The organism is Streptomyces sp. CB01201 (genome assembly GCF_002803085.1).
In the GTDB taxonomy this organism is placed as follows: domain Bacteria; phylum Actinomycetota; class Actinomycetes; order Streptomycetales; family Streptomycetaceae; genus Streptomyces; species Streptomyces hundungensis.
The window spans coordinates 1-26,365 of the sequence record NZ_NNBJ01000006.1 but is presented as its reverse complement, the minus strand read 5'-3'; the positions used below and the strand labels follow the sequence as shown (position 1 = coordinate 26,365).

The window sequence follows — 26,365 nt, the reverse complement described above, 5'->3', positions numbered from 1 at the left end:
CGTCGGTAGTCTTGGGCGCATGTACGGCTACGACCAGAACCCGGGCGCGCAGCAGCAGTACGCCCCGCCGCAGCAGCAGATGCAGGGCGGTTACGGGGAGCAGCCGCTGTACCCGGAGCCGTCGCCGCCGTCGCTCGCCGACGCGGTGCGGGCCTTCACCACGGGCTCGCTCTCGGCCGAGGACTTCCAGCAGATCTTCGCGGGGGCCCGGGTGTACTGCCCGCGCGGCGACAACCCCGGGTTCCTGGCGCTGCACAACACGCAGCAGCCGGTGATCCCGATGTTCACCTCGCTCAAGGAGCTGCGCCGGTACGCGGGCAAGGAGTCCAAGTACTTCGTCATCACCGGCGCCGAGGTGATCGACCTCCTGCCCACGGGGTACGGCTTCGTGCTCGACATGGAGGGCGACCACCGGATGGTCTTCGACGCGAAGGCCGTGGAGCAGATGGTCGACTTCGCGATGCGGCGCATGTACGGATAGCAGGACCGCCTGACCTTTGGTTCTTCGGGCCCGTACCCCTCGGGGGTGCGGGCCCGAGGCGTGTCCGGGGCGGGGCCGGAAGGGGTCGGGAATGGGCACGCCTTGCAAGCTGTTCACCATTCAACTACTTTGAACGTAGAGCATCCCCGCAAGGAGGGCCGTCCCATGCCTGCTGTGACCGTCGAAAACCCGTTGACCCTGCCGCGCGTAGCCGCGCCGGAGGGTGTCGCGGCCCGTCCCGTCCTTGCCGTGACCACTGCTCCGCAGGGGTTCGAGGGCGAGGGGTTCCCGGTGCGCCGCGCGTTCGCCGGGATCAACTACAAGTACCTCGACCCGTTCATCATGATGGACCAGATGGGCGAGGTGGAGTACGCGCCGGGCGAGCCCAAGGGCACCCCGTGGCACCCGCACCGCGGCTTCGAGACCGTCACGTACATCATCGACGGGATCTTCGACCACCAGGACTCCAACGGCGGTGGCGGCACGATCACCAACGGTGACACCCAGTGGATGACGGCCGGTGCCGGTCTGCTCCACATCGAGGCGCCGCCGGAGCAGCTCGTCATGTCGGGCGGGCTCTTCCACGGGCTCCAGCTCTGGGTGAACCTGCCGGCCCGGGACAAGATGATGGCCCCGCGCTACCAGGACATCCGCAGCGGTTCCGTTCAGCTGCTCACCTCGCCGGACGGTGGCGCGCTGATGCGGGTCATCGCGGGCTCGCTCGACGGGCACGACGGGCCGGGGATCACGCACACCCCGATCACGATGGTGCACGCCACGCTGCGGCCGGGCGCGTCCGTCACGCTGCCGTGGCGCGAGGACTTCAACGGCCTCGCGTACGTGCTGGCCGGGCGCGGCTCTGTCGGTGCGGAGCGGCGGCCCGTGCACATGGGGCAGACCGCAGTGTTCGGCGAGGGCGGTTCGCTGACCGTCCGCGCGGACGAGAAGCAGGACTCCAACGCGCCGGACCTGGAGGTCGTGCTGCTCGGCGGGCAGCCCATCCGTGAGCCGATGGCGCACTACGGGCCGTTCGTCATGAACACGCGGGCGGAGCTTGAGCAGGCCTTCGAGGACTTCCAGAAGGGCCGCCTCGGCTCGATCCCGGCGGTCCACGGCATGTAACCCGGGGTCCCTCGGGGCTCCGCTCCGGCCCCGGGGGGTTTGCCCACCGGCCCGCCCGTGCAAGGGGTTGAAGGGTTCAGCCCCTGGGGCTGCGCCCCAGACCCCCGCAAGGGGCTGCGCCCCTCGAACCCCCGCAGGGGGCTGCGCCCCCTGCACCCCCGTTCGGGGCTCCGCCCTGACCCCGTATCGCTATCGCGCCTGAACGGCGCTCGTCCTCAAACGCCGCACGGGCTGAAGTGCCCGAAGGGGGCCGGCCAGCATCGAGGCCCTCAGGGGCGCGGGGAACTGCGCGAGAAGCGGACACGGTCCGCAAGCTGAAAAGGAGCGGCGTCCGGGCAAGGGCGTTCACAGCACCCGCTCGGGAAAGAGGGGGCACTGCTCAAGTCGAGCGAACTGTAAGGAGGTTGGGGCTTCCATCGGCTGTACCAGCACGTATTCGTAGCAGGCGGGGCCCGGAGTGTAACGGGCGACGATGCGGATGGCCCGGGGTTCGCGTTGCACGATCCAGGGGCCATCAGCCGCCCAGGCGATCTCCTGGTCGGTGAGGCTTCCGTCCCGCGCCGCCTGGTTCAGCCGGTACGCGGTGAGGCCGGCCTTCTTGGCGAGCAGCTCTTCGGGCGGGGTGTCGGTTCGGTCGGGGAAGGCGGAGACGGCCAGGACCAGTGCGGCGCCGAGGGCGAGGAGGCCGACGGCCGCGACCGACAAGGTCAGGGCCGCGCACCCGGCCCTGTGCGGCCGGTCCTGGGGGTCGGGGGCCTGTGCCATGCCCTCAGGATTCCGTACGTGCGTTCCCGGCGGCGCCTCTTCGTCGTCAGCCGCCGATGCCCGAAGCCGCCCTGATGGGGCGTCACTCAGGTGGACCGTCCCGGAGGCGGCGCGGGCCGGGACCATGATCCGCTGGCGGGATGGAGACGCCCCGGCCGCAGCTGCTGCCCGAAGCCGCCCGGCGCACCGCCGCCTGGTGCGTCGTCGTGCTGCTCGTCGCCGGCGTTGTCGCCGTCGCCGTATGGCTGTGCATCATCTTCAAGACCGCCGTCACCCCCGTCCTGCTCGCCCTGCTCGGCACCGCGCTGCTCGGACCCGTGCACCGGTGGCTGATCCGGATCGGGGTGAAGCGGTCCATCGCCGCCGCGCTGACCTGCGTCGCGCTCGTCGCGGTGGTCGGGGGCGCCGGGTACGTCGTCGTCACCGCGCTGCTCGACACCGGGGACCAGATCGTCGCCTCGCTCAAGCAGGCCGGACAGTGGGTCGCCGACCACTTCGGGGTGGCCGGCGGGGACGGCGTCACCAACCTCGCCGACAACGCCAAGCAGTTGCTGGCCAAGTTCGGCGCGGGCGCGGCCAGCGGGGTGCTCGAAGGGCTGAGCCTGCTCGGCTCGCTGCTCGCCACCAGCGTGCTGGCCCTGCTGCTGACCTTCTTCTTCCTCAAGGACTCCGACCGGGCCGTGGGCCTCGCCCACAGCCTGGCCCCGCGCGGCGCGGGGGACGTCGTCGAAGCCATGGCGCGCCGGGCCTTCGAGGCGGTCGAGGGGTTCATGCGGGGCACCACGTTCATCGCGTTCATCGACGCCGTCTGCATCACCGTCGGCCTGCTGATCCTGCGCGTCCCCGGCGCCCTCGGCCTCGGCGCGCTGGTCTTCATCGGGGCGTACATCCCCTACCTGGGCGCCTTCGTGTCCGGCGCCGTCGCCGTGCTGGTCGCGCTCGCCGACCGCGGGTTCGGCACCGCGCTGTGGACGCTGGGGATCGTGCTCGCCGTGCAGCAGCTCGAAGGGCACATCCTCCAGCCCGTCATCCAGAGCCGGACCGTCCAGATGCACCCCGCGATGATCATGATCGCGCTGACGGCGGGCGCGAGCGTGGCGGGCCTGGTCGGGATGCTCCTGTCCGTCCCGGTCGCGGCGGCCGGGTTCGCCGTGGTGGGGGAGCTGCGCGAGCGGTGTGCCGAAGGCCCGGGCGGTTCCGGCCCCGTAGCGGAGTAGGCAGGCGCTCGGCCCGGAGCGCGAGGGCCCTTGCCGCGAGATGTCCGGCCCCGCGCGGCCTCCCTGTGCAAAGATCTTGAACACATTCAAATTTCGGGAGGGGATCCGTGGGGGGCATGGCGAACAGGGCGCGGCATCCGGGGGGACCGGTACGAGGGGTCTGGCAAGAGCCGCCGCCGCAGCGGCCCATGACCCGGTGGGCGAAGGGGCTGATCGGCGTGGTCCTGCTCCTGGCCGCCGCGATGCTGGTCCGGGGGGTCCTGTTCGTCCACGCGTTCATCCAGCCCCCCACGTTCGAGGAGCGCCCGGCCGCCTGCGCGGCGGCGATGAAGAGCATCGGCTGGGAACTCCCGTCCGGCGCGGACGGGGGCGGCTGCACGGAGATCGTCAGCAACGTCTTCGAGAGTGGCTGGTCCGGGGAGTTCCGCATGCCCCGGCGTGACGTCCACGACTGGTTCGTGAGCCTTCGCGGTACGAGTGTCCAGGCGCGCGGGGGCGATCAGCTCCACTGGACGATCGTCCCGCCTTCGCAGGGCCGGATCGACTTCGTGGACATCAAGGTTCGCTGGGAGGACGACGAGCGCGCGGTGGTCAGGTTCGAGACGTACAACGGGTGAGCGGGTGACGCGATGTCGTCCGGTCGCTCATCGCGCCGGACGGCCCGCCGGCCCGTCGCTCAATCCGCCCTAAGGTCCCTCCGTCGGCCCCGTCGGCCCCGTCGGCCCCGTCGGCCCCGTCGGCCCCGTCGGCCCCGTCGGCCCCGTCGGCTCGGCCGCCGCCGGTTCCGGGGCCGACGGCAGCGAACCCTCCGCCCCCGTCTCGTAGAGCTCGAACCAGATCGACTTGCCGTCGCCCCGGGGGTCCACACCCCACGCGTCCGCCAGCATCTCCATCAGGATCAGGCCCCGCCCGCTGGAGGCCATTTCGCCGGGGCGGCGGCGGTGGGGGAGTTCGTCGCTGGCGTCGGCGACCTCCACGCGCAGGCGGCGGGTGCCGAGGGGGCCCCTCGCCTCGGCCACCAGGAGGGCGTCGCCGTCGGTGTGGACCAGGACGTTGGTGATCATCTCGGAGATCATCAGGACCGCCGAGTCGACCTGCTCGTCGTCCGCCCAGTCGTGCAGCAGCTCGCGCAGCTGGCGGCGGGCGCCCGCGATCTGTTCCGGTTCGGCCTGCGCGACGGTCAGGGCGGTGCGGCGGACCGGGGCGGGCGAGGCGGGACCGGCCCGGCCGGTGACGGCGTTGCGGCGCAGGAGCAGCAGCGCGATGTCGTCCTCGCGGCGGTCCACCAGCGGGCCCGTGGTGTGGTGCGAGGAGGGGCCGTGCACGGCCTGGACCAGTTCGTCGGCCAGCTGCTCCAGGCTGTCCCCGGTGTGCTTCTCCAGGACCGGGCGCAGCCGCGTCCAGCCGCTGGCCATGTCGTGGCCGCCGGTCTCGATCAGACCGTCCGTGCAGATCATGATCGTCTCGGCCGGGTCGAGGACCAGCCGGGTCGTCGGGTAGTCGGAGTCCGCCTCGATGCCGAGCGGCAGGCCGCCCGCCGTGGAGCGGATCAGGGCGGTGCCGTCGGCGGTGCGGATCACCGGGTCGGGGTGGCCGGCCCGGGCGATGTCGAGCGTGCCGGTGGCCGGGTCGACCTCGATGTACAGGCAGGTCGCGAAGCGCGGCGCGTAGTCCTCGTACCCGTCGCCGTACGGGTCGGGCACCCCGTACGACTCGGTGATCCCGTACAGGAAGCGGGAGGCGCGCGAGAGGACCGCGTCGGGGCTGTGGCCCTCGCTCGCGTACGCCCGCAGCGCGATCCGCAGCTGGCCCATCAGGCCGGCCGCCCGTACGTCATGGCCCTGTACGTCACCGATGACCAGGGCGAACCTGCCGCCGTCGCCGTCCGTGCGGGAGCCGCCGCCGGGCAGCGGGATCATGTCGTACCAGTCGCCGCCGACCTGGAGGCCGCCGCCGGTCGGCACATAGCGGGCGGCGACCGTCATGCCGGGGATCTCGGGGCCCAGCGTCGGCATCATCGCGCGCTGGAGGCCGAGCGACAGTTCGCGTTCGCTCTCCGCCTCGCCCGCCCTGGCCAGCGCCTGCGCCAGCATGCGGGCCACCGTGGTGAGGACCGAGCGCTCGTCGGGGGTGAAGGCGACGGGGTGCTTGAACGCGGCCATCCACGCGCCGATCGTGCGCCCGGCGACGATCAGCGGCACGAACGCCCACGAGTGGCGGTCGAAGCGCTGGGCCAGCGGCCAGGTGGCGGGGAAGCGGCGCCGGTACTCCTGCGGGGTCGGCAGGTAGATCGCCCGCCCGTTGCGCACGACGTCGGCGGCCGGATAGTCGGTGTCGAGCGCCATGTCCGTGAACGGGCCGTCGTCCCCGGGGTTGTGCCCGTGGTGCCCGATGATCGTCAGCCGCTCGCCGGCCACCCCGAACACCGCGAGGCCGTCCGGCGAGAACCCCGGCATGGACAGGGAGGCGGCGACCCGGAGCACCTCGGAGGTGGAGCGGGCCTCGGCGAGCGCGCGGCCCGCGTCGAGCAGGAAGGCCTCGCGCGAGCGCCGCCAGTCGCCGGTGATCGAGGGATGGGCGGCGGTGGTGCCGGGCTGGGGCTCGGCGACTTCCTGGATGGTGCCGATCAGCAGGTAGTCCCCGCCCCTGATGATGGGCTTGGAACGGCTGCGCACGGTGCGCAGGACGTGTCCGTGCTCGTCCATGATCCGCAGCCGGACCTCGGCGAGGGTGCCCTCGGCGACGGCGAGGTTCACGATGCCGTCGACCTCGTTCCAGTCGACGGGGTGGAACCGGGAGCGTACGGCGGACTCCGTCAGGGTGGCGGGCTTGGCGGGCAGCCCGAGGAGCCGGGCGGCCTCCGCGTCGAGGGTGACCGTCCCGGATCCGTTGTCCCAGCGCCACAGGCCGGTCGCGATCGCGGCCAGGACGTCCTCTGTGCGCATTGCCCCTATTTAAGAAGATCCGGGGACGCACCGCCACCGAGAGCGGGTCGTGAGCGGGGCGGGGACCGGACCCGCGAGGGGGCCGCGCACCGGGCGGTAACCTGGACTGGTTGATTCCCGCCTGTCTCGCGAAGAATCTCGCGAAGAGTCGCGCCGTCGCGCGAAGAATTGGATGAATGATGCACCGCTACCGGTCCCACACCTGCGGCGAGCTCCGCGCCTCCGACGTCGGCAGCGACGTCCGGCTGAGCGGCTGGCTGCACAATCGCCGAGACCTGGGCGGCATTCTCTTCATCGACCTGCGGGACCACTACGGCATCACGCAGCTGGTCGCCCGGCCCGGCACGGCCGGCGCGGAGGCCCTGGACAAGCTGTCCAAGGAGACCGTCGTCCGCGTCGACGGCAAGGTCGTCTCGCGCGGCACCGAGAACGTGAACGGCGAGCTGGCGACCGGCGAGATCGAGATCGAGGTCGGCGAGGTCGAGGTGCTCGGCACCGCGAACCCGCTGCCGTTCACGATCAACGCCGAGGACGGCGTCAACGAGGAGCGGCGCCTGGAGTACCGCTTCCTGGACCTGCGCCGCGAGCGCATGCACCGCAACATCATGCTGCGCAGCGCCGTGATCGCCGCGATCCGCTCGAAGATGGTCGCGCTCGGCTTCAACGAGATGGCCACCCCGATCCTGACGGCGACCTCGCCCGAGGGCGCGCGCGACTTCGTGGTCCCCTCCCGCCTGAACCCGGGCAAGTTCTACGCCCTGCCGCAGGCCCCGCAGCAGTTCAAGCAGCTGCTCATGATCTCCGGCTTCGACCGGTACTTCCAGATCGCGCCCTGCTTCCGCGACGAGGACGCCCGCGCGGACCGCTCGCCCGGCGAGTTCTACCAGCTCGACGTCGAGATGAGCTTCGTCGAGCAGGAGGACGTCTTCCAGCCCATCGAGAAGCTCATGACCGAGCTCTTCGAGGAGTTCGGCGGTGGCCGCCACGTCACCTCGCCCTTCCCGCGCATCCCGTTCCGCGAGTCGATGCTGAAGTACGGCAACGACAAGCCGGACCTGCGCGCCAAGCTCGAACTCGCCGACATCACCGACGTGTTCGAGGGCTCGGAGTTCAAGGCGTTCGCGGGCAAGCACGTGCGTGCCCTGCCGGTGCCGGACGTGGCCGGGCAGTCCCGGAAGTTCTTCGACGGGCTCGGCGAGTACGCCGTCTCGCTCGGCGCGCAGGGCCTGGCCTGGGTGCGGGTCGGCGAGGACGGCTCGCTGTCCGGGCCGATCGCCAAGTTCCTCACGGACGACAACGTCAAGGTGCTCACCGAGCGCCTCGGCCTGGTCCCCGGGCACGCGGTGTTCTTCGGCGCGGGCGAGTTCGACGAGGTCTCCAAGATCATGTCGGGCGTGCGCGTCGAGGCCGCGAAGCGGGCCGGGCACTTCGAGGAGGGCGTGTTCCGGTTCTGCTGGATCGTCGACTTCCCGATGTACGAGAAGGACGAGGAGACCGGCAAGATCGACTTCTCGCACAACCCGTTCTCCATGCCGCAGGGCGGCCTCGCCGACCTGGAGGAGAAGGACCCGCTCGACATCCTGGCCTGGCAGTACGACATCGTCTGCAACGGCATCGAGCTGTCCTCCGGCGCGATCCGCAACCACGAGCCCGAGCTGATGCTCAAGGCGTTCGAGATCGCGGGCTACGACCGCGAGACGGTGGAGCACGAGTTCGCGGGCATGCTGCGCGCGTTCCGCCTCGGCGCCCCGCCGCACGGCGGCATCGCCCCCGGTGTCGACCGCATCGTGATGCTCCTCGCGGACGAGCCGAACATCCGGGAGACCATCGCGTTCCCGCTGAACGGCAACGCGCAGGACCTGATGATGGGTGCGCCGACGGAGCTGGACGAGTCGCGCCTGCGCGAGCTGAACATCGCGCTGCGCAAGCCGGTCGCCGACAAGTAGCAGCCTTGTAGGGGCAGTTGCCCCCCCTTTCAACCCCCTGGGCCTCGGCCCGGGGGGTTGTTTGTTCCCCACCCCGCCCCTTCCCGAAAGCCTCCGGCGGTGGGGTGGAATGTGGGATGCGGCAACTCCCCCCCCCGGGGCCGACCGGGTGCGGGGCCGCGGACCGATCAACCCCGGTCGGTGTGCGACGCACGGCGGCGACGGCGAGTAGCTCGGCTGTGCGTACGCAAGACGAAGAGGTGGGACGGTGGACGCGGAAGAGGCTCGGCAAGTCGGCGCGAGGCTGAGGCGATTGGGGCTTCCCCCGGTGGTCGCGCCTGTGGATCCGGACGGCCCGACGGGGCCGTGGGGCGGGTACGACTGCGTTGATCCCCTGGTTCGGGATCGCATCGAGGCCGATGCTCCGGCGTCGGAGTTGATGAAGCCGGCAGAGGGTGTCCACGCCTCCCGGCGCGGCGCCGGAAGCGGGGCCACGCGTGGGTTCGTGATGCCGGGAGGGTGACCGGTTCCCGCAGGACCCCCGCCCCGAGGCGGGGCAGGGGGTCCCAACGGCAGGGCCCCGAGGGCTAGTTGTTGTTCTTCGAGCGGGCGAAGAACTCCAGTTCCGCGATCGCCACCTGCTTGTCCTTCGCCGCGCCGAAGGCCGAGCGGAGGATCAGGCGGACCGAGGCGGCGTCGCGGACGCGGACGTTGATCTGCTGGACTCCGCCGTCGTTGATCGAGCGGTGCGACAGGTGCTGCTTGCCGCTCGTGTCGGTGACGATCAGGTCGAACTCCTGCGGGCGGGCCTGTTCCGACTGCTGGCCCGTGCGCTTGGAGGTGCCCGGGGTGATCAGGAGCGCCAGGAGGTCGGTCGGCTGGCCGAACGTGGCCTCCAGGTAGGTGCCCTCCGCGTCGCCCGCGTAGCCCGTGCCCCACCAGGTGTTGGAGTAGCTGTCGAAGGCCAGTTCCGGGCCGTGCTTGGGGTCCGAGTGGGACGCCTTCCACTCCGTGGGGTGGACGGCCACGCGCTTGGCGAAGTGGTCCTGCACCGCGCGCGCGGCCGGGGGGCCGCCGAAGATGCCGCCCGCCACGAGAGCCACGACGGCCATCGCGACCAGGACCCTTGCTATCCAGCGCTTGCGGTTGCGGTGCAGCGCGGGGCGCTGGCCGGCGTACGGGCCGGACGAGTGGTCCTGGCGGCGCGGCGTGAGCTGCGTCGCGCAGCTGCGGCAGAAGTTGCGGTGCTGGTGGTTGGCGGTGCCGCAGGCCGGGCACGGCTCGCCGGTCTCCTCGACGGGGCCGGCGGCGCGCACGCGGGGGCGGGCCGCCTCGGGGCGGCCGGGGAGCACGGTGCCGGGGGTCTCGGGCGTCGGGGCGGGCGCGGAGGCCTCCGCCACGGGGACGAGCAGGGCCCGGGCGGCGTCGGACGCCGAGGCGGCCCGCGTCTCGGGCACCGGGGTGGTGTCCTGCGCGCCCCGGTTGTCCCGGGCGTCGCCCGGCACCGCCGGGGTCGGGACGGTCATCGCGTCGGGGCGGGCGGGCGGGGTCGCCGGTTGCGCGGGGCGGGGCGTGCCGGGTACGAACACCGGGGTGCCGCTCGGCGGCGTCGGGGCGTCGGGGGCGATGCTCCGCCGGGCGGCCTCCGGGGAGGGCGTCGAGGCGGGCGGCGTCGAGGCGGGCGGTGCTGCGGCGGGCGGTGCCGAGGCGGGCGGAGCGGCATCCGCGGCCGGCGGGCTCGCGGGGGCCGCCGGCGCGGTCCAGCGGAGGAACGCCCCGCAGGAGTCGCAGAACGACTGCCCGGTGGCGCGGGCCGGGGTGCCGCAGTCGGGGCAGGGGACCATGGCCGGGGTGGACATGAAAGGTCAGTTCCCTTCGGGGGTGAGGGTCTTGCGAGCGGATACCTCGGCCGTGAAAGGGAGGTGTGCGGGACGGGCGGCCGCCACCACCGCTTCGAGGCGGTGGGGGTCGACGGTGGACGGGTCGGACACCTTCAGGGTCACCCGCAGGGACGGCTTGGCGTCGCCGGGGAACGGCCCGAGCGGCCGCGCCGACCAGGTCGCGCCGCCGCTCTCGCTGATCTCGGGCCGTACCCCGAAGGCGAGTTCGACCGCCCGTGACAGGCCCTCGGCGGTGCCCCGGACCCGGTGCAGGGAGACCGCCGTCGCCACCGCGTGCCGGCGGATCTCCAGCGGCTCGGTGCCGTCCAGCTCGGTGCCGACCCAGCCCGTCAGCCAGTCCACGAAGTCCTCCGGCGCGATCGCCGGGTCGAAGTACGCCTCCAGGCAGTCCAGGACGTTGAACAGCGGGGCGAGCACCACGTCCAGGCCCTCGACGAAACGCTGGGCGAAGTCGTCGTCCGCGTACACCGCGGGCAGCTGGCCGCCCAGCGGGTGCGAGGAGGCAAGACCGTCGACGGAACCGCGCGCGCTCATCGGGCCTCGATGACGCGGACGCGGTGGTCGAAGGGGAACAGCAGGGCGGAGGGGGACAGCTCGATCCGGTCCGTGGCGTCGCCGCGCCGGCCGGTCAGCGGGTCGGCCGGGTGCAACAGCACCTCGTCGACCAGCTCCACGCCCGGCACCCGCTGGAGCGCCGCGAAGATCTCGCCCGCCCGCAACGGACGCCCGAAGGGCCAGCCCGTGCCGTGGGCGCCGCCGGTCAGCGGGTCCAGGTAGGAGTACAGCGCGTTCAGGGCCTCGTCGCGTACGTGGTCGGCCTTGGCCGCGCGGAACGAGTGCAGCGTCGCCACCACCGTGACGCCCTGGTAGAACGGCGGGCCCACCGCGAGGCGGGTGCCGAGCGGGCGGCGGTCGTCGAGGAAGGTCGTCACGCGGCCCAACAGCTCGTCACCGGGCACCAGTTGCTCGAAGCGGAGCCGGCCGCCCCGGTCCGGCACGGCCTGCGGGACGACCAGGACGCGCACCGCGTTGTCGCCGGACTCGTCCACGTCCGCCGCCAGGCACGCGATGCGGGCGGTCTCGGGGGCGGCCCTGCGGGCCAGCTCCTCGTAGTCGCGGGCGGTCACCGCGCGCTCCTGGGCGCGCAGCGCGATCGGCGCCCGCGTCTTGGCCTCCTCCACGGTCTCGCCGTCCACCCCGCCGCGCGCCGCCTCCCGGTTCTCCACCCGGGAGATGTACGGGATGGAGCTGCGCAGGACCTGGATCGCACCCCGGGCCACGTTGCCGGAGCGGCCGCCGCCGGTGCCGTACTGGGAGGCGCGGATGGCCGCGCCCTTGATCGGTACGGCCCCGAACTGCCTTACCGAGCCGTCCGGTTGGCGCACCGAGGGGCCGAAGGCCAGCTCGCCGGTCGCCGCGTCCAGGGTGAAGTGGCGGTCGAAGGGGGAGGAGGACGCGAAGTCGCCCACCATCTCCCACTCCTCCCAGCCCTCGCCGGCCGAGATCTCCAGGCGTACGCCGCCGACGACCGGCGCGTGCGCCAGCATCAGGCGCTGGCCCGGGACGCCCTCGGAGTCGCCGAGCGACTCGTCGCGCACCGACTCGGCGTGCGAGACGCGCGTGGTGCCGCCGATGGTGAAGGCGGAGGCGCCGCGCACGGTCGGCGAGACGCTGTAGAACGGCTGGCCGGGGGCCGCCTCCACGACGCGGCAGCGCAGCCAGCCCGCGTCCAGGCCGCCCATCCGCGAGACGGTGTGCGCGGGCGGCATGTGCAGGATGACCTCGCCGGGGCGGTTGAGACCACCGGTGGTGTCCTCGGCGACCTCGCACTCGGCCCAGCCGTCGGCCGTCCACGCCTCCCACACCAGCGGAGGCTGGCGCGGGTCGACGCCGACACCGTTGACACGGCTCTCCAGGCGCAGCGCGGCCGTGCAGTTCGGCAGGGCCGCCGACAGGCCGAAGAGCAGCACGTCGCCGGGGAGCGGGCCGGAGCTGAACACCGAGACGTCGGTGCCGCCGAGCACGTCCTGCGAGCAGTTCTCGGGTGCGGAGCCCGCCGGCTGGCGCAGCACCTGGTCGAGCCGGCAGGGCACGATCGTCAGATCGCCGTCGGTCGCGAAGACCACCGCCTCCTCGGTCTCGGTGCGGCCGGTGGTGACCTCGGTGCCGCGGGGCAGCACGATCGGCTCCGACTGCGGGGCGGACAGCCAGAACGTCACCGACGCCTTGGCCGCCGACGGCGGGAAGAGCGTCACGCCGAGCAGGTCGAGGAAGGCCAGCTGGTTCTTCTCCGGAACCCGGTTGAGCCGGTACACCAGCTGGTCCGCCATGTGCGCGACGGCCTCGATCAGGGTGACACCCGGGTCGGAGACGTTGTGGTCGCTCCACTCGGGGCAGCGCTGCTGGACGTAGCGCTTGGCGTCGTCGACGAACTGCTGGAAGCGGCGGTCGTCGAGGTGGGGTGCGGGCAGGGCCATCAGTTTCGTTCGCTTTCGCCGGGCGTCGGGCCTGGCTGGTCGCCGCCCTCGGAGGGAATCACGTAGAAGGGGAAGACGAGGCTGCGCGGGTTGTTGGTGCCGCGCACCGAGTAGCGCACGTCGATGTGGAGCACGGTCGGCTCGTCGGGTGCCGGGGTCACCGTGACGTCCTCGACCTCGATCCTCGGCTCCCAGCGGTCGAGCGAGGTGCGCACCTCGTAGCGGATGCGCCCGGCGGTGGCGTCGTTGACGGGCGCGAACACCAAGTCGTGCACCGCGCAGCCGAATTCGGGACGCATGGGGCGTTCGCCCGGCGCGGTGGCGAGCACCAGGCGCATGGACTCCTCGATCTCACGGTCGCGCCGGGCCAGGGCGATGCCGCCGCCCGGCTCGGTGCGCATCGGGAAGGCCCAGCCGGCCCCGACGAAGTGTTCGCTCATCTCAACTCTCCTAGACGATCGGCGCGCCGTTGACCAGCGGGGCGGCCGACTGGATCGAGAAGGCGGGGGCGTTGACGAGGACGGTCGCCGAGTCGATGGTGAGGTTGGCGATCGCGTTGATGGTCGTCGCGCCGACCGAGTTCAGCGCCATCAGGCCGCCCGCGCCGATGGAGGCCTCGCCGCCCGCCTTCATGTCCAGGGCGAGGCCCGCCTTCACGTTGATGGCCATGCCCGCGTCGATCTCGATGGCCCCGCCCGCCTTCAGGCTCAGGTTGCCGCCGGCCTTCAGGGACAGGTTGCCGCCCGCCTCGATGTCGACGGTGCGCATGCCCTTGATCTCGACGCTGCCGTCGCTGTTGATCGTCAGGGAGGTGCGGGCCTCGTTCAGCTGGATGTGCAGCCTGCCCTTGCCGGTGCGCAGCCGGATGCCGCTGGACATGCGGGCCGCCCCGCCGTTTTCGAGCAGCTCGACGGTGTGTCCGCTGCGGGCCGTCAGGGAACGCCAGTTGATCTGGCCGCTGGTCGGGTCGACGGCCGGGTAGTTGTCGGGCTCGCGGGTGGGCTTGTCGATGCCGTTGTAGAGCCCGGCGATCACATACGGGTGCTCAAGGGAGCCCCGGTCGAAGGCGCACAGCACCTCGTCGTTGACCTCGGGAAGCAGCAGCCCGCCGCCGTCCCGGCCGCCGAACTGGGCCACCCGGCACCAGTCGCTCTCGTACGTCGCGGACAGCCACGGGAAGCGCAGCCTGACCCGGCCCATGCGCCGCGGGTCCTTGGTGTTGGTGACCAGGGCGACCGCGACACCCGGCATCTGCGGTGCCTGGTCGGTGCCGCCCGAGGCGAGCCCGTACAGCGAACGGAACTGGCGGCCCGAGACGTTGAGCCAGGTCGTGTACTTCTCGCCGGACGCGAAGACATGGCGGACTCCGGTCGCGGTGTACTTGCCCTCGAAGGGGAAGCCCGCGCCCTTCACGGCGATGGGGGTGCCCGGCTTCAGCTCGGGGTTGCCGGTGACGGCGACCTCCAGCTCGGCGAACGCGCCCGTCACGTCGTCGGCGAGGGCGCGCGCGGCGTGCGTGACCTCCGACAGGGTGGTGTGCGGGACCTGGGTGGCGGTGAGCTCGGCGGGGCCGAAGGGCAGCGTCACCTGGCCCGGGGTCATGTCGGCGACGATGTCCTTGCTGGTGACCGCCGGGGAGGGCGCGTTGAGCTGCTGGCGGGTGCGCATGTCCCAGCCGCGCACGTTCACCTTCCGCACCTGCCCGGCCGCCGTCATCGAGGCCCGGCTGTGCAGGGTGTTCGCGCCGAAGTCGAGGACGTAGGGGCTCTGCGCCGCCGCCGTGGTGTCGGAGGGCGCGCCGGACGCGGGGGTCAGCCCCGCGAAGTTGAACTTGCCCTTGTTGTCGAAGGACAGGCGCACGTCGTTCTCGGCGGCGAGCCGGGACAGGAAGTCCCAGTCGGTGATGTTGGGCTGGGTCGCCAGGTCGTACACCGTCGACGTCGACTCGATCTTCCCGATGGACAGGCCGTTCATCCCGGCGACGCGGCGCGCGATGTCGGAGGCCGTCATGTTCGGGTAGCCCTCGACCCGGCGGTTGCGCAGCAGCCGGTGGCCGGGGTCGTAGCCGCGCACGACCAGGGTGCGGCCGGCGCCGGGCTCGGCGTCGACCTCCATCGCGGTGACCTCGCCGGTCAGCATCGGGTCGCCCCGCCTGCCGTCGGTGAACGGGCTCAGGACCGCCTTCGCCCCGATCTTCAGCATCGGGAACTTGGTGGTGAGCTGGCTGTCCTTGTCGCTGAAGGTCAGCTGGAAGGCGGCCGGCACATTGACCGAGGCGTCCACCCAGCCCTCGATGAGGCGCAGCGCCAGCGGGTCGGGCAGCACGGTGCCGTTCAGCTGGACGTGCAGAACGGTGGTGAAGGTCTTCTCGGTCACGCGATGTCCTCCGAGGAAGCGGGCAGCAGCAGTTCCGTGCCGGGCCGCAGCCGCATCGGGTCGTCGATCTCATTGGCCTCGGCGATCACCCGCCACTGGGTGGCGTCGCCGTACTCGCGCCAGGCGAGCGAGGCAAGGGTGTCCCCGGCCACCGTGCGGTGCACCCGGCGCGCGGAGAGGGCACCCGAGGTGGGGTTCTGGCGCTTGGTCTCGCTGGACACCTCGGTCAGCGACAGCGTGCACGTGGCGCGCAGCGGCATGCCGTTGGGACTGAACAGCGTGTAACTGGCATTCACGCTCGTGACGTACGCGACGAACTGGACCGTCGAGAACGAACCCCAGCTGAACTCCACCCACGGCGGCGACGGCGCCTTCGCGCTGATGCTCTGCGAGGTCACCTCGCAGCAGGAAAGGAGCAACTCCACCTGGTTCTGCACGGTGTTGGAGCTGGGCGTGCCCGAGGCATCCAGGAACACCTCCAGTTGCAGCGAGGCAGGCATCGCGCCGGTGAACTTCGGCGGCGCGCCCCTGCTGTAGGAGATGGCGGGCGTGGTGATCCAGTTCGCGGACCGGCCCAGCTGCACCTGCGACGGGTTGAACTGGAACTTCACCTCGCCGATGCGGCCGCCCATCGAACCGCCCAGATCGGTGGGCGGCTGGTGGATGGCGAGGGTGGCGCGGGACAGGCCCGCCGACTTTCCTCCGGTGGGAGCGGCCATGCTCACGCACCTCCCGCGTCGGTGAATCCGTGGTGGGCGATCTCCAGGGTCTCGGTGGCCACGCTCGGGCTCGCCGGGTCCAGGCTCGGGCCCGTCCAGCGCACCGGCAGGACCTCGACCAGACCCCACTGCGCGACGATCGAACCGTCCGCGCGCAGCGCCGCGATCTGCGCGGTGGGCCGGGTGATGCCGGTGGCCAGCGAGGAGATCCAGGACGCCACCTTGGAGGTGTCGGCGGTCAGCGGCCGGGTCAGCCGGATCGTGGAGAACGTGACCCGGGTGGGCAGCTGCCACACGAACCCGTTGTTGCCGCCCTCCTGGCGCTGCTCCACCTCGACCTCCGAAGCGAGACCGTCGCACCCGTTGAACAGGCCGAGGTTCTGGCCGTCGATGGTCAGCTTGAAGAAGACGGTGGAGCCGGGGTCAAGGGTGGAGGGCATGGGGTGGTCTTCCGTCGGTGGGAGTGGTTACGGGCAGGTGGTGGCCGGTCAGCGGTCGCGCAGCCGCCCGATCCGTTCGCGGTCGCCGCGCAGCTCGGCGCGGAGCAGCCGGGAGAGCGGGGCGACGAGTCTGCGGGCCAGGGCGTCGATGTCGGGCGAGTGCTGCTCGGCGTCCGCGGCCGGCGCGGCGTTCGCGGTGGCGTGCGCGGCCGGTGCCGTCCGCTGCACGGAGGCCGGATCGGCCTGCCGCTGTACGGGGGCGGAGTACGCGGGCTTCGGCGCGGGCGCCGGGGCCGGCGCGGCGGGCATCGGGCTGCTCCGGCGTACGGGGACGACGGGCGCCGGGGCCGGCTCGGCGACGGCCCGCTGCACCGTGGGCTGCGGGATGCCGGGCCGCGGCGCGGGACCCCGCAGCGGCACGACGGGCCGGCTGTCGCCGGAGGCGGGCGCTTGCTTGAGCGGGGCCGGGGATGCGGCCGAACTCCGGCCTGGCGCAACGGAGTCGGGCACGCCGGGCAGGCTCGGCGCGCTCTGGTGCCGGGTGGTGAGCGGGCGCGCGGAGGCGAGCGGGGGCCCGGCGGCGAGCGCGCGCTGCAAGGGAGCCGGCCCGGGAAGGCGGACCTTGCGGAGCGGCTCGACGGGTGCGGAGGGGACGGCCGGGGTCGGCGGGGCCGCCGGGACCGCCGGTTCGGGGGCGCTGGAACGCTGGACGGCGGGGGCGCTCGCCGGTGCCGGTGTGGCGAAGGGCGAGGGAGCCGGGGTCTGCGCGGGGGCGGGGGCGGGGGCCGGGGTGATGGGCGCCCCGATGAGCGGCCGCCGCCGACCGGCTTCGGGAGCCGCCGCACTCTGCACCCGGCTGACCCGCCGCACCATGGGCTTGCGCTGCACGGGCGGCGCGGCCTCCACCGGGGCAGGGGCAGGGGCGGGAGCGGGGGCGGTAGCCGTGGCAGGGGTGGGAGCGGGGGCGGGCTCGGCGGGCGCGGCAGGGCGCCGCACCACGCCGACGGGGTCGAGCTGGTACGAGGGAACCACCGCGCGCGGGGCGGAGGTGAGCGACCGCCCACCGGGAGCCGAGGCCCGCTGAACGGGCATGGGCAGCACGGGAGTTGAGCCGCCCGGTGCCGCAGGACGCACGGGCGCGGTCTGCGGGGCCGCTGAAGACGCGGAATACGCGGAAGACGTGGCGGACGTAGCGGACGTGGCGGGCGCGGCGTTGCCCGCAGAGGTCGTGCTCCCCGGGGTGGCGCTTGCCGGGGTCGTGCTCCCCGGGGTCGCCGAGGGCGCGGCCGGGCGGGTCTGGCGCTGCGGCACCGCGGAGGGGGAAGCCGAACCGGGGTGGCTCGGCGGGGCCGTGACAGCCCGCTGCACCGCGGGACTCGCCCCGGACCCGCCGGACGGAGCAGCCGCCGAGCGGGGGGCCGTCGGGCGCGACCCGGGTGTCCCACCCCCCGGCGTCACCCCGGACACCCCGTGCCCGGCGCTGCCCGACGGGCTCGCCGGACTCGCCGGACTTGCCGGGGTGGGGGAGCTGGCCGAAGGCGCAACCGGCATGTGAATCGGCGGAGTTGACCCCACCTTGGGCCGGGTCGCGGCACGCGGAGTCTCCGCCGGACCGGCTTCCGTACCGGCCCGCTGCACGACGGCGGGGGCGTCGGCGGTCCGAGGGGCCGGTGCCGATGCGCCGCGGTTGGGCGGGGTCGTGCCCGGCCGGTTGGCGGGGCCGGTGTTCGCAGGAGTGCTCGCGGCGCTGGGCGGCACCATGGCGGAACGCTGGATCGGGGGCCCGATGGGGCTCGCCGGAACGGGCTTGTCCGCGCGGCCGGGCCGGGCCGGCGGGGTGGCCCCCGGCCCGGGAGCGGGTGCGGCCCGCTGGACCGGGGCCGCCGGAGCCGGCCCGGGACTCGGTGCCGGTGCGGGAGCCGGCGCTGGTGTGGCGCCGGGCTTCGCCCCCTCGCCGCGTACGGGCATGGCCTCGGGTGCGGCGGGGCTCGGCGGCACGGGGCGCTGCACGGCGGGGGCGGGGCCGGGGTTGGTGCCGGCCGACGGGGCCGGGTTCGACGGGATGGCGGGGGCATGGGCCGTTCCCGGCTGACCAGTTGGGGACTTTCCGGGCGGCGTGGCGGTCCGCTGCACGGCGGGAATGCCGGACGACCCGGGAGATCGGGGCTCGTCGCGCCCGCTCCTGCGCACGGGAAGGTCCGTGTCGCCCTGCGGGGCGTCCGGCCGAGCGGGGGAGACCGGGGGCACGGGGGGCACCGGGGTCGCCGGAGCCGTCGGCCGGTCGGTCCGGGCTCGCTGAATGGCGGCCGTCGGGGGCGTCGCGGGCGCGGGGGCGGTCGGCTGTGCGGGCTTGGTCGACGGCTCAACCCGCCGCTGTACGGCGTCTGTTGACCCGGCAGTCGGGTTCCCGGGCGCGTCGGCGCGTCGGGCACCGGGAGCGGGGCTCGCGGTCGAGGGGGCGCCTTGCGAGGGCTGAACCGGGCGCTGGGCGGCCGGGGCCGAGCGGGGCGCGGCCGACGGAGGCGTACCGGCGGGGCCGCTCGCCGACGGGTTCGGCGGGGTGGCCGCACGCTGGACGGCCGGGGTGCTCGGAGCCGCCGGGGTGGCCGCAGTCGTCGGCGCCGGAGCGTTCGTAGCACTCGGCACGGCGGGCGCACCGGCCGCACCGGGCGAAGGCTTGACCGGCATGGGCTGAGCCGACGAGGACGGGTGGGACGAAGGCTGCGGGGACGAAGGCCGAGCCGCTCGCTGCACGGCGGGGCCGGTACCGGGCCCGGCCGGGGTCGCCGGAGCCGACGGCCCGAAGTTGCTCGCCGGGCGTGCCGCTGGGCCAACGGTGCCGCGTGAGGCGTCAGTTGGCGGGGTGACCGGCGACGCGGAAGGCGGCGTCGACGGCGTGGGGGCAGCGGCCGACCCGACCGGACCCGGCGTCGTGCCGGCGGCGTTCCCCGTCGCGCCACGCGGAGGGGTGGCGGCCCGCTGTACGGCAGGGGCAGGGGCAGGGGCCGGGGTCGGGGCCGCGGAGATCGGCGGGGTGGCGGCAGGCGCGGCCGAGCGCTGCACCGCGGGAGCCTGAGCGCCCTGGGCCGGGCCGCTCTTGGCCGGGCCGCGCGTGGACCCCGTGGACCCCGTGGACCTCGTGGAACCAGTGGAAGGCGAGGCGGACCGCTGCACAGCCGGAGCCGGAGCCGGAGCCGGAGCGGAAGTCGGAGCGGAGCCGCCGGAGCCCGGAGCCGAAGAGCCGGGTGCGGTGGCGGGGCGTACGGGCGCCGGGGCCGAACCACCAGCGACGGGGGCCGAACTACGGCCACCCGCAGGGGTGTTGGCGGCCGGGGCCGCGGAGGTGGCCGACCGCTGGACCGCGGGCCCGCCGAACGGCGCCGCAGCGGACCCGTCGGCACCCGCGCCGCCGCCCTGGGCCTCCCGTACCGCCACCGGCAGCCGGAGCACCGGCAGGGGGTGGGGCGAGGGGCTGCCCGCGACCGGGGTCAGGGCGTTGTGGAGGACGCCGTGCGGGGCCGTCGGGGAGACCGCGTGGGTCAGCGGACGGACGACCGAGAGGTCCTGGTGCGCGGCCAGCGTCGAGCCGAAGCCCGACTCGGCCGTGAGGCGGGGGGCCGCAAGGGCGCGCTGCATCACGGGCGCGGCGGCCCAGCCGCCGTCCCCCTGGGCGGGGGACGGCGACGGGGCGACCGGGGTCACGGCGTCCGTGGCCGCCTGGGCCGTCGTGACCGTCCCGGCCTCGGACGGCCGGTTACGCCGGCGCTTGAACAGGGCCATCCCCCGTCACCGCTCCCCTTCGCCTTGTTCCACCAGTGCCGCCACCCGCCGTACGTACGCCCGCCGGTCCGCATGCTCCAGGTCGAGGATGGAGTCCATGTCCCAGTGGAAGTGGTAGGCGAGGTACGCGGTCTCCTCCTCGATCCGGTCGGCCGCGTACGTCACGATTCCCCCAGGCGGCTCCCGGCCAGCTCGACCTCGAAGGACTGCTCGCAGTGCGGGCAGGCCACCGCGGCGCGGGTGTGGCCCTCGGCGTTGATCTGCCGGTAGAAGTCCTGGAGGAAGGCCAGGTCGGAGGCGAACATGCTCTCCACCGTGCCGTCGTGGACGTCCCCGAGCGTGCCGAGCCGGGTGATGACCCGGCCGAGCAGGACCACCGAGAGGTACGCCGGGTTCTCGCGGACCCGTACGTCCCGCAGCGGGACCAGCTCGTCGCGGGCGGTGGCGAGCCGCATCGCGCCGCGCCGATGCACGGTGCCCGACTCGTCGACGTACCCGCGGGGCAGCTCGAACTCGAACTCGGTGCGCAGGGTTTCCCGCGCGCCGGACACGGCCGGGGTGGTGGTGTCCACCCCGGGCGCGCCGGCCGTTCCAGGACCTTCGCGGCGCATTACTCGATGACCAGCTCTTCGAAGGTGATGGTGACCTGCTCGGTCATGGCCGAGGCGTCGCCGGCCTTGACCGCGCTGACCTCCACCTTGGTGCACCAGGCGTTGCGCAGGTTGTAGCGCTTCACCGGGTTGTCCTGGTAGTCCATCATGATGATCGAGGCGTTCTTGCGGGCCGAGCCCATGTTGCCGTCGATGGACTGCTTGATCCACTCGGAGAACGTGGCGGACTGCGTGGCACCGCGGGTCACCGTGCACTCGCCGGCCTTCTTGACGCCGGGGAGCTTCTTGATGATCGGCTTGCCGTCGGCCGAGACCTGCTGGTACTCGATGACGTCCTGCTCCATCGAGAGGCTGCTGACTTCCTGAAGGTACTCGACCATCACACCGTCGATCTGAAGACCGAAGTTGTGGGTAGTGAGCGCATCACCAGGCTGAAGCGACATGCTGGTTTACTCCTGTTCGTGCGAAAGCTGCTGGGGGACGGGCGAGTTGGGGTGTGACCTACTCCTCCAGCTCGCCGCCACCGCCCGAGAACTGGGCGAGTCGGAACACGACGAACTCGGCGGGCTTGACGGGCGCGATGCCGATCTCGCAGACCACGCGGCCGAGGTCGACCGACTCCGGCGGGTTGGTCTCCTGGTCGCACTTCACGTAGAAGGCGTCCTCGGGACGCTGGCCGAAGAGGGCGCCGTTGCGCCACTCGTTGACCAGGAACGCGGAGATGTTGCGGCGGATGCGGGCCCACAGCGCCTGGTCGTTCGGCTCGAACACCACCCACTGGGTGCCGATGAGGATCGACTCTTCCAGGTAGTTGAAGTAGCGGCGCACGTTCAGGTAGCGCCACGCCGGGTCGGAGGCGAGGGTGCGGGCGCCCCAGACGCGGATGCCGCGGCCCGGGAAGGCGCGGATGCAGTTGACGCCGACCGGGTTCAGGAGGTCCTGCTCACCGCGGGTGATCTGGAGCTCCAGGTCCACGGCGCCGCGCACGATCTCGTTCGCGGGGGCCTTGTGCACACCGCGCTCGGAGTCGTTGCGGGCCCAGATGCCGGACATGTGCCCCGACGGCGGGACGACCTTGGTCTGGCCGCTGGACGGGTCGAAGACCTTGATCCAGGGGTAGTACAGGGCGGCGTAGCGCGAGTCGTAACCGGCCACGTCCATGCGCCACTTGCGGATGTCACGGGCGTTGAGCCCGGGCGGCGGGTCGAGGACGGCCATGCGGTCGCCCATCAGCTCGCAGTGCGAGACCAGGCCGAGCTGGACGGCCTTGACCTGCTCCAGGTCGATCAGGCCCTGCTGGTAGGCGGACATGAGGTCCGGCACCGAGACCATGTTGATCTCGTCGTAGGCCTCCAGGCCGCCGAAGCCGGTACGGTCGGCGGAGTCGCCGATGAACTGGCCGGACTCGATCCGGGCGACCGTGCCGTTGCTCGTCGGGGCGGGCACGGCGGCGGGGGTCGGCGGGGCCAGGGTGACGGCCTGCGCGTCCGGCTTGGCCAGCTGGCCACCGGCCACGGCCTCCTCGACGGTGATCGTCTTGGACCGCTGCTTGACCTGCGTGACGACGTAGTTGCGGGCCGACTTCTTCGCGCTGACGTCGAAGTTCTCGACGACCGTCTCGCCGTCCTTGACGATCAGCTTGAAGCGGTCGCCGTTGCCCTCGCCCTCGGCGTCCTGGACCTCGACGGTCAGCGCGCCGTTGTTGGCGGTGCCGGCCGTGATCGCAGAAACCTTGAACGTGCCGAGCGCCACGGCCTCACCGGCGGTGATCGCCTGCGGGGCGGCGGTGGCCGATGCCTGCGGGGCGGCGGCCTTTCCGGCGCCGTCGTCGGTGCCGCCGACACGGACCACGTAGGCGGCCGTACCGCCGTTGTTGAAGAAGCCGTAGACGGAGTGCGCCAGGTAGTACCCGTCCGTGAACTCGCCGAACTCGGCGACGTACTGCGACCAGTTGGTCACCAGCGTCGGCTCGTTGAGCGGCCCCACGGGCGCGAGCCCGACGAAGGCGGCCACCGAGGTGCCGACCCCTTCGATGGGGCGGGATCCGCTGGCGACTTCCTCGACGTACACGCCGGGGGACAGGTAGTTGGGCACGGGAAGCTGCTCCTTGATGCTGGGTGTACGGAGGTGGGCTAGCGCCCAGAAGCTGAGGGGCCCACGAAGCGGAGCGGACGGCTCGCTCCGAATCCGAGCTGCATGCGGTCGTCCCGCCCCCCGAAACGCTGCCACCGGCCAATTACCGGACCAGCCTCGCGTAGCGCGGGCGGCACGGGGAGGGAAGAAGGTGCGTGGGCGAGGGCAGCACAAGCTGCCCTTCCGGTCATCGCGGAGGGTTCGTCCGGCCGGATCGGGTACGGCGCGCACCGGACCCGTGCCGGGCCCGTACCTGGCGTGAACCCGTCCTGCGTCGGCGCGTACCCGACCGGTGCCCCGGCGCTCGTGGCGAAAACCCCGGAAGGGGGGCGGGCGGGGCCCGCGGGGAAGACTCCGGACGGGGGCGGGTCAGCCCTCGTCCTCGTCGTCGTTCCCCATCGCCGCACCCGGAGGCGGGCAGGGCCGCCCGGTGCTCAGCCGGTTCGCCTCGCGGACCTTCTCCAACAGCTCCTCCCTCCGTCGCCGGTCCTCCGCCGCCTGCTGTTCCGCACTGCTGTCACCCATGGCGCGCACCCCCTGGGCACGTGCGCGGACGCCGTCCACGCCGCCGCCCCAGCCCGTGATCGTGCAGTAACCGTCCGTACGTACGTGCTGCAAGCAGCGTGCTCCCCCGATGGTGCCCCTGGCCAGTGGGAGCGGCTCCCCAACTCCCTTACGCGCCAAGCCCGGTGGGGCCGGGCGCTAGGGTCCGGCCGGATCCGGGCGGGCCACCCGTAGCGTCATGGGGTTGTTGAAGTACCCCGATGCGGCCTGCTGTTCGTGGAAGCTCTCGCCGGCGCCGCCGCCGTAGACCCGGAAGAACCAGGAACGGCAGGTGTGGTCCTCGAAGTCCCGCTGGAGCTGGAGCCTTGGCAGGCCCCGGTTCTTCTTGACCTCGGGGTCGCGGACCAGCGCGGCGAGCACCTCGTCGAACTTGGCCTTGAACGCCTGCTGGTCGTCGCTCTCCAGGAGCGGCTTGAGCTGCGAGAACCAGCCGCCGCCGCTCTTGGCCCGCTTGAGCAGCACGTCGTACAGGTCCGAGCGGGCCTTCTCGCCGAACTCGTTGCGGCTGTAGTTCTCCAGCGTGACCTGGCAACTGCCGTCCAGGGAACGGGCGACGACCGCCGCGAAGTGGTAGCCCCACACGTTCTCGCCGCGCTCGACCGGGGGCGACACCGAGTGGTCGCGGTCGTCGGCCGCCAGCATGCTGAAGATCGCGAAGCCCTCCCCGGGGCCGGGGGAGGCGTACTTGTTGATGCCCAGGCGTTCCTCGGTGGCGTCCCGGCCGCCGTCCCGGGTGGCCTCGCCATAGCGTTTGCCGAGGTCGGCGCCCGGGGCCTGGCTGCCCCCTGCGGCGGCCAGCGCGCCGGCCGTGTCGAGCGTGCCGGCGGTGTCCCCGGCGACCGCGTCGGCCAGGCGGTTGGCCCGGTCGTCGCTGTCGGAGCCGGGGGTGAGCAGGAAGTCGGTGCCGTCGCCGAGCACCGCGCGGGCGCGCTTGGAGTGCTCGGAGCCGATCAGGCTGCACGCCACGGAGATGCAGGTGGAACGCAACAGCGAGGCGAACTGCCCCAGTTGGCCCTCGGTCGACTGCTCGCTCAGGACGGTGGGCTGGACCCGCAGCAGGCGCAGCCCGCCGACGCCGATGCTGCGGCCGCCGGTGGTCAGCTCCACCGTGCTGTTGACCGCGCGCAGCGAGGCATTGGCCGAATCCACCACGGCCTGGGTGGCGTAGAACTCCTTGGGCTCGTCCACCCCGTGCACGGCGAGCGTGCCGTCGTCGGCCACCCGCAGCGGTGCGTCGGCCGGGCCCACCTCGGCGAGTTCGTAGCGCAGCCGCTCCCGGATGTCGCGCGGCTCGCGGCCGTCACCGGCGCCCATGGCCCAGCGGGCCTCGGGACCCTGGGAGACGAAGTAGGGTCCTCGTTCACCGGCTTGGGGCTGCGCGTCGTAGGAGCCGCCGGGGTGGTCGGTGATCCGCTGGACGGGGGCGGGTTCCCGGGTGTGGGAGGCGGCCGGCGCGAACAGCTGGGCCACGGCGGCGTTGCCGGCCGTGGCGTGGAGCGCGGCGAGCGCCGAGGCGGATCCGCGCGCGGGGCGGCCCGGTGGGGCGGTACGCCTCCGCTCGGCCTGCTGTTCCTGCTGGACCCGCACGGTGATGCACTCCCCTCGCTCGTTGCCTCGCGATTCTTTACGCCGCTCCTACGGAACGGAAGAGGCGTCCGGACCGTCTTGGGGGCAGGGAGGGTGCCCTTTCGTCCGGTTGCGCACGCGATACGGGGGCAGTTCAAGCCAACTTCTCCTTGCGATACATGTGCTGATGCGGGCCTGTGGGAGGTCCTGGCGTAGCGTTTCGGTGACCGGACGAACAGGATCCGGGGGGCCGGAAGGGCAAACGTCGGGGGACGAAACGGCCGGGACGAGTGAGAGGAAGAGGCGGCGGCGCGTGACGGATTCCGGCGGAACGGGCGAAGGCGGCATAACCGGCAGCGGGGCCGGCGGGCTGCGGTTCCGGATGCTCGGGCCGGTCGAGGGCGACTTCGACGGCCGGCCCCTACGACTCGGTCCGCCCCAGCAACGGGCGCTGCTGGCCGTGCTGTTGCTGCGCGGCGGCCGGCCCGTGTCCATGCCCGAACTCCTCGACGCGATCTGGGGCGAGCGGCTGCCCCCGCGCGGAGTGGGCACCCTGCGCACCTACGTCTCGCGCCTGCGCACCCTGCTTGAGCCGAACCGCCCCGCCCGCACCCCGGCCCGGCTCCTGGTGTCGGCCGACGACGGCTACGCCCTGCGGGTGCCCGCGACCGCGCTGGACACCAGCGTCTTCGAGGCGCGGCTCGCCGAGGCCGCCCGGCTGCGCGGTGCGGGGGACGTCGCGGCGTCCCACAGCGAACTCTCCGGCGCGCTCGACCTGTGGGGCGGCAGCCCGCTCGCCGGGCTGCCCGGTCCGCACGCCGAACGCGAACGCGACCGGCTCACCGAGCTGTGGCTGTCCGCCCGCGAGGACCACTTCCACGGCGCCCTCGCGCTGGACCGGCACGTCTCCACCATCGCTTCTCTACGCGCGTTCGCCTCCGAACATCCGCTGCGCGAGCGCACCCAGGCCCTCCTGATGCTGGCCCTGCACCGGGCCGGCCGGCAGGCGGACGCCTTCGCGGTCTACGAGGCCACCCGCCGCACCCTCGCCGAGGACCTCGGCGTCCCGCCGGGCCCGGAACTGACCGCCCTGCACACTCGCCTGCTGACCCGGCGGGAGTCCCCCGCGCCCGCGGCCGGGGACGCGCGCCCCGCGCCGGGCACCCGCACCGGCGCACGGTCCACCGCTACCCCGGTCGGGCGCGGCCGGACCCCCGGGGAGGCGAGCGCCGGGTCGACCCCGCCCGTCCCCGGCCGGCTGTCCGCCGCCGCCCGGCCCGCTGCCCCGGCCCCCTTGCGCGCGACCCCGCCCCCCGCTGCCCCGGCCCCCGCGTCCCCCGCGC

Annotated in this window: 24 protein-coding genes; 8 read left to right on the top strand and 16 right to left on the bottom strand. The window is 73.2% G+C overall.

Annotation, left to right across the window (positions count from 1 at the left end; genetic code table 11):
* The first annotated feature begins 19 nt into the window (after positions 1–19).
* On the top strand, positions 20–481 hold the full coding sequence (locus CG740_RS14210; RefSeq protein WP_100575483.1) for an SseB family protein: 462 nt from the start codon (positions 20–22) through the stop codon (positions 479–481).
* 165 nt (positions 482–646) lie between these two features.
* The gene (locus tag CG740_RS14205) at positions 647–1,603 is read left to right on the top strand and encodes a pirin family protein (protein WP_100575482.1); all 957 of its coding nucleotides are present in this window, start codon (positions 647–649) and stop codon (positions 1,601–1,603) included.
* Between the two features lie 345 nt (positions 1,604–1,948).
* Here the strand turns inward: CG740_RS14205 and CG740_RS14195 are convergent, their stop codons facing one another.
* Positions 1,949–2,368 (bottom strand): hypothetical protein, encoded by a 420-nt coding sequence (locus CG740_RS14195; protein WP_100575480.1) that lies wholly within the window; start codon positions 2,366–2,368, stop codon positions 1,949–1,951.
* Between the two features lie 140 nt (positions 2,369–2,508).
* Between CG740_RS14195 and CG740_RS14190 the strand changes: the two genes are divergently transcribed.
* Entirely contained in the window at positions 2,509–3,585 is a 1,077-nt protein-coding gene (locus CG740_RS14190; RefSeq protein ID WP_100575479.1) for an AI-2E family transporter, read from the top strand.
* Positions 3,586–3,773: 188 nt separating this feature from the next.
* Positions 3,774–4,202 (top strand): hypothetical protein, encoded by a 429-nt coding sequence (locus CG740_RS14185; RefSeq protein WP_100575478.1) that lies wholly within the window; start codon positions 3,774–3,776, stop codon positions 4,200–4,202.
* Between the two features lie 69 nt (positions 4,203–4,271).
* Here the strand turns inward: CG740_RS14185 and CG740_RS14180 are convergent, their stop codons facing one another.
* A complete protein-coding gene (locus tag CG740_RS14180; protein WP_100575477.1) occupies positions 4,272–6,530 on the bottom strand; it encodes an ATP-binding SpoIIE family protein phosphatase in 2,259 nt (752 codons plus the stop codon).
* 179 nt (positions 6,531–6,709) lie between these two features.
* Here CG740_RS14180 and aspS point away from each other — a divergent pair, with 179 nt between their 5' ends.
* Positions 6,710–8,476 carry an aspartate--tRNA ligase gene (gene aspS, locus CG740_RS14175; protein ID WP_100575476.1) on the top strand — a complete coding sequence of 589 codons (1,767 nt, stop codon included), beginning with the start codon at positions 6,710–6,712 and terminating at the stop codon, positions 8,474–8,476.
* A 566-nt stretch (positions 8,477–9,042) separates the two neighbouring features.
* Here the strand turns inward: aspS and CG740_RS14165 are convergent.
* Genes CG740_RS14165 through CG740_RS14130 form a run of 8 tightly spaced genes read right to left on the bottom strand, consistent with a single transcriptional unit; the run spans position 9,043 to position 17,460 of the window.
* Complete coding sequence (locus tag CG740_RS14165; RefSeq protein ID WP_100575474.1) at positions 9,043–10,314, bottom strand: NADase-type glycan-binding domain-containing protein; 1,272 nt, start codon at positions 10,312–10,314, stop codon at positions 9,043–9,045.
* A 6-nt stretch (positions 10,315–10,320) separates the two neighbouring features.
* Positions 10,321–10,890 carry a phage tail protein gene (locus CG740_RS14160; RefSeq protein ID WP_100575473.1) on the bottom strand — a complete coding sequence of 190 codons (570 nt, stop codon included), beginning with the start codon at positions 10,888–10,890 and terminating at the stop codon, positions 10,321–10,323.
* Entirely contained in the window at positions 10,887–12,833 is a 1,947-nt protein-coding gene (locus CG740_RS14155) for a putative baseplate assembly protein (protein ID WP_100575472.1), read from the bottom strand. The genes CG740_RS14160 and CG740_RS14155 overlap by 4 nt, the downstream gene beginning before the upstream one ends.
* Positions 12,833–13,273, bottom strand: a complete 441-nt coding sequence (locus CG740_RS14150; RefSeq protein WP_100575471.1) for a GPW/gp25 family protein — start codon at positions 13,271–13,273, stop codon at positions 12,833–12,835. Before CG740_RS14150 ends, CG740_RS14155 begins: the two co-directional genes overlap by 1 nt.
* 10 nt (positions 13,274–13,283) lie before the next feature.
* A complete protein-coding gene (locus tag CG740_RS14145) occupies positions 13,284–15,209 on the bottom strand; it encodes a VgrG-related protein (protein WP_100575470.1) in 1,926 nt (641 codons plus the stop codon).
* On the bottom strand, positions 15,206–15,928 hold the full coding sequence (locus CG740_RS14140) for a CIS tube protein (RefSeq protein WP_100575469.1): 723 nt from the start codon (positions 15,926–15,928) through the stop codon (positions 15,206–15,208). Before CG740_RS14140 ends, CG740_RS14145 begins: the two co-directional genes overlap by 4 nt.
* 2 nt (positions 15,929–15,930) lie before the next feature.
* Positions 15,931–16,368: a phage tail protein gene (locus CG740_RS14135; RefSeq protein ID WP_100575468.1), complete on the bottom strand. Its 438-nt coding sequence runs from the start codon at positions 16,366–16,368 to the stop codon at positions 15,931–15,933.
* Positions 16,369–16,416: 48 nt separating this feature from the next.
* A complete protein-coding gene (locus CG740_RS14130; protein ID WP_159030295.1) occupies positions 16,417–17,460 on the bottom strand; it encodes a hypothetical protein in 1,044 nt (347 codons plus the stop codon).
* Between the two features lie 88 nt (positions 17,461–17,548).
* On the opposite strand from CG740_RS14130, the gene CG740_RS14125 reads away from it, so the two are divergent.
* Both CG740_RS14125 and CG740_RS39635 read left to right on the top strand, forming a co-directional pair.
* Positions 17,549–17,923, top strand: coding sequence for a hypothetical protein (locus CG740_RS14125; protein WP_100575466.1), 375 nt, complete (start codon positions 17,549–17,551; stop codon positions 17,921–17,923).
* Positions 17,924–18,091: 168 nt separating this feature from the next.
* The gene (locus tag CG740_RS39635) at positions 18,092–18,460 is read left to right on the top strand and encodes a hypothetical protein (protein WP_159030294.1); all 369 of its coding nucleotides are present in this window, start codon (positions 18,092–18,094) and stop codon (positions 18,458–18,460) included.
* A 1,694-nt stretch (positions 18,461–20,154) separates the two neighbouring features.
* Here the strand turns inward: CG740_RS39635 and CG740_RS40320 are convergent.
* The 6 genes from CG740_RS40320 to CG740_RS14100 all read right to left on the bottom strand — a co-directional run bounded on the left by CG740_RS40320 (position 20,155) and on the right by CG740_RS14100 (position 25,043).
* On the bottom strand, positions 20,155–20,313 hold the full coding sequence (locus tag CG740_RS40320) for a DUF6760 family protein (RefSeq protein ID WP_162952566.1): 159 nt from the start codon (positions 20,311–20,313) through the stop codon (positions 20,155–20,157).
* Positions 20,310–20,759, bottom strand: a complete 450-nt coding sequence (locus CG740_RS14120) for a hypothetical protein (protein ID WP_100575465.1) — start codon at positions 20,757–20,759, stop codon at positions 20,310–20,312. The genes CG740_RS40320 and CG740_RS14120 overlap by 4 nt, the downstream gene beginning before the upstream one ends.
* Complete coding sequence (locus CG740_RS14115; protein ID WP_100575464.1) at positions 20,759–21,202, bottom strand: phage tail protein; 444 nt, start codon at positions 21,200–21,202, stop codon at positions 20,759–20,761. The genes CG740_RS14120 and CG740_RS14115 overlap by 1 nt, the downstream gene beginning before the upstream one ends.
* 58 nt (positions 21,203–21,260) lie before the next feature.
* Positions 21,261–22,853: a phage tail sheath family protein gene (locus tag CG740_RS14110; RefSeq protein WP_100575463.1), complete on the bottom strand. Its 1,593-nt coding sequence runs from the start codon at positions 22,851–22,853 to the stop codon at positions 21,261–21,263.
* Between the two features lie 408 nt (positions 22,854–23,261).
* The gene (locus CG740_RS14105; RefSeq protein WP_100575462.1) at positions 23,262–23,510 is read right to left on the bottom strand and encodes a hypothetical protein; all 249 of its coding nucleotides are present in this window, start codon (positions 23,508–23,510) and stop codon (positions 23,262–23,264) included.
* A gap of 84 nt (positions 23,511–23,594) precedes the next feature.
* The gene (locus tag CG740_RS14100; protein ID WP_100575461.1) at positions 23,595–25,043 is read right to left on the bottom strand and encodes a hypothetical protein; all 1,449 of its coding nucleotides are present in this window, start codon (positions 25,041–25,043) and stop codon (positions 23,595–23,597) included.
* A 292-nt stretch (positions 25,044–25,335) separates the two neighbouring features.
* On the opposite strand from CG740_RS14100, the gene CG740_RS14095 reads away from it, so the two are divergent.
* A partial coding sequence (locus CG740_RS14095; RefSeq protein ID WP_234376255.1) for an AfsR/SARP family transcriptional regulator occupies positions 25,336–26,365 on the top strand: 1,030 nt, incomplete at its 3' end.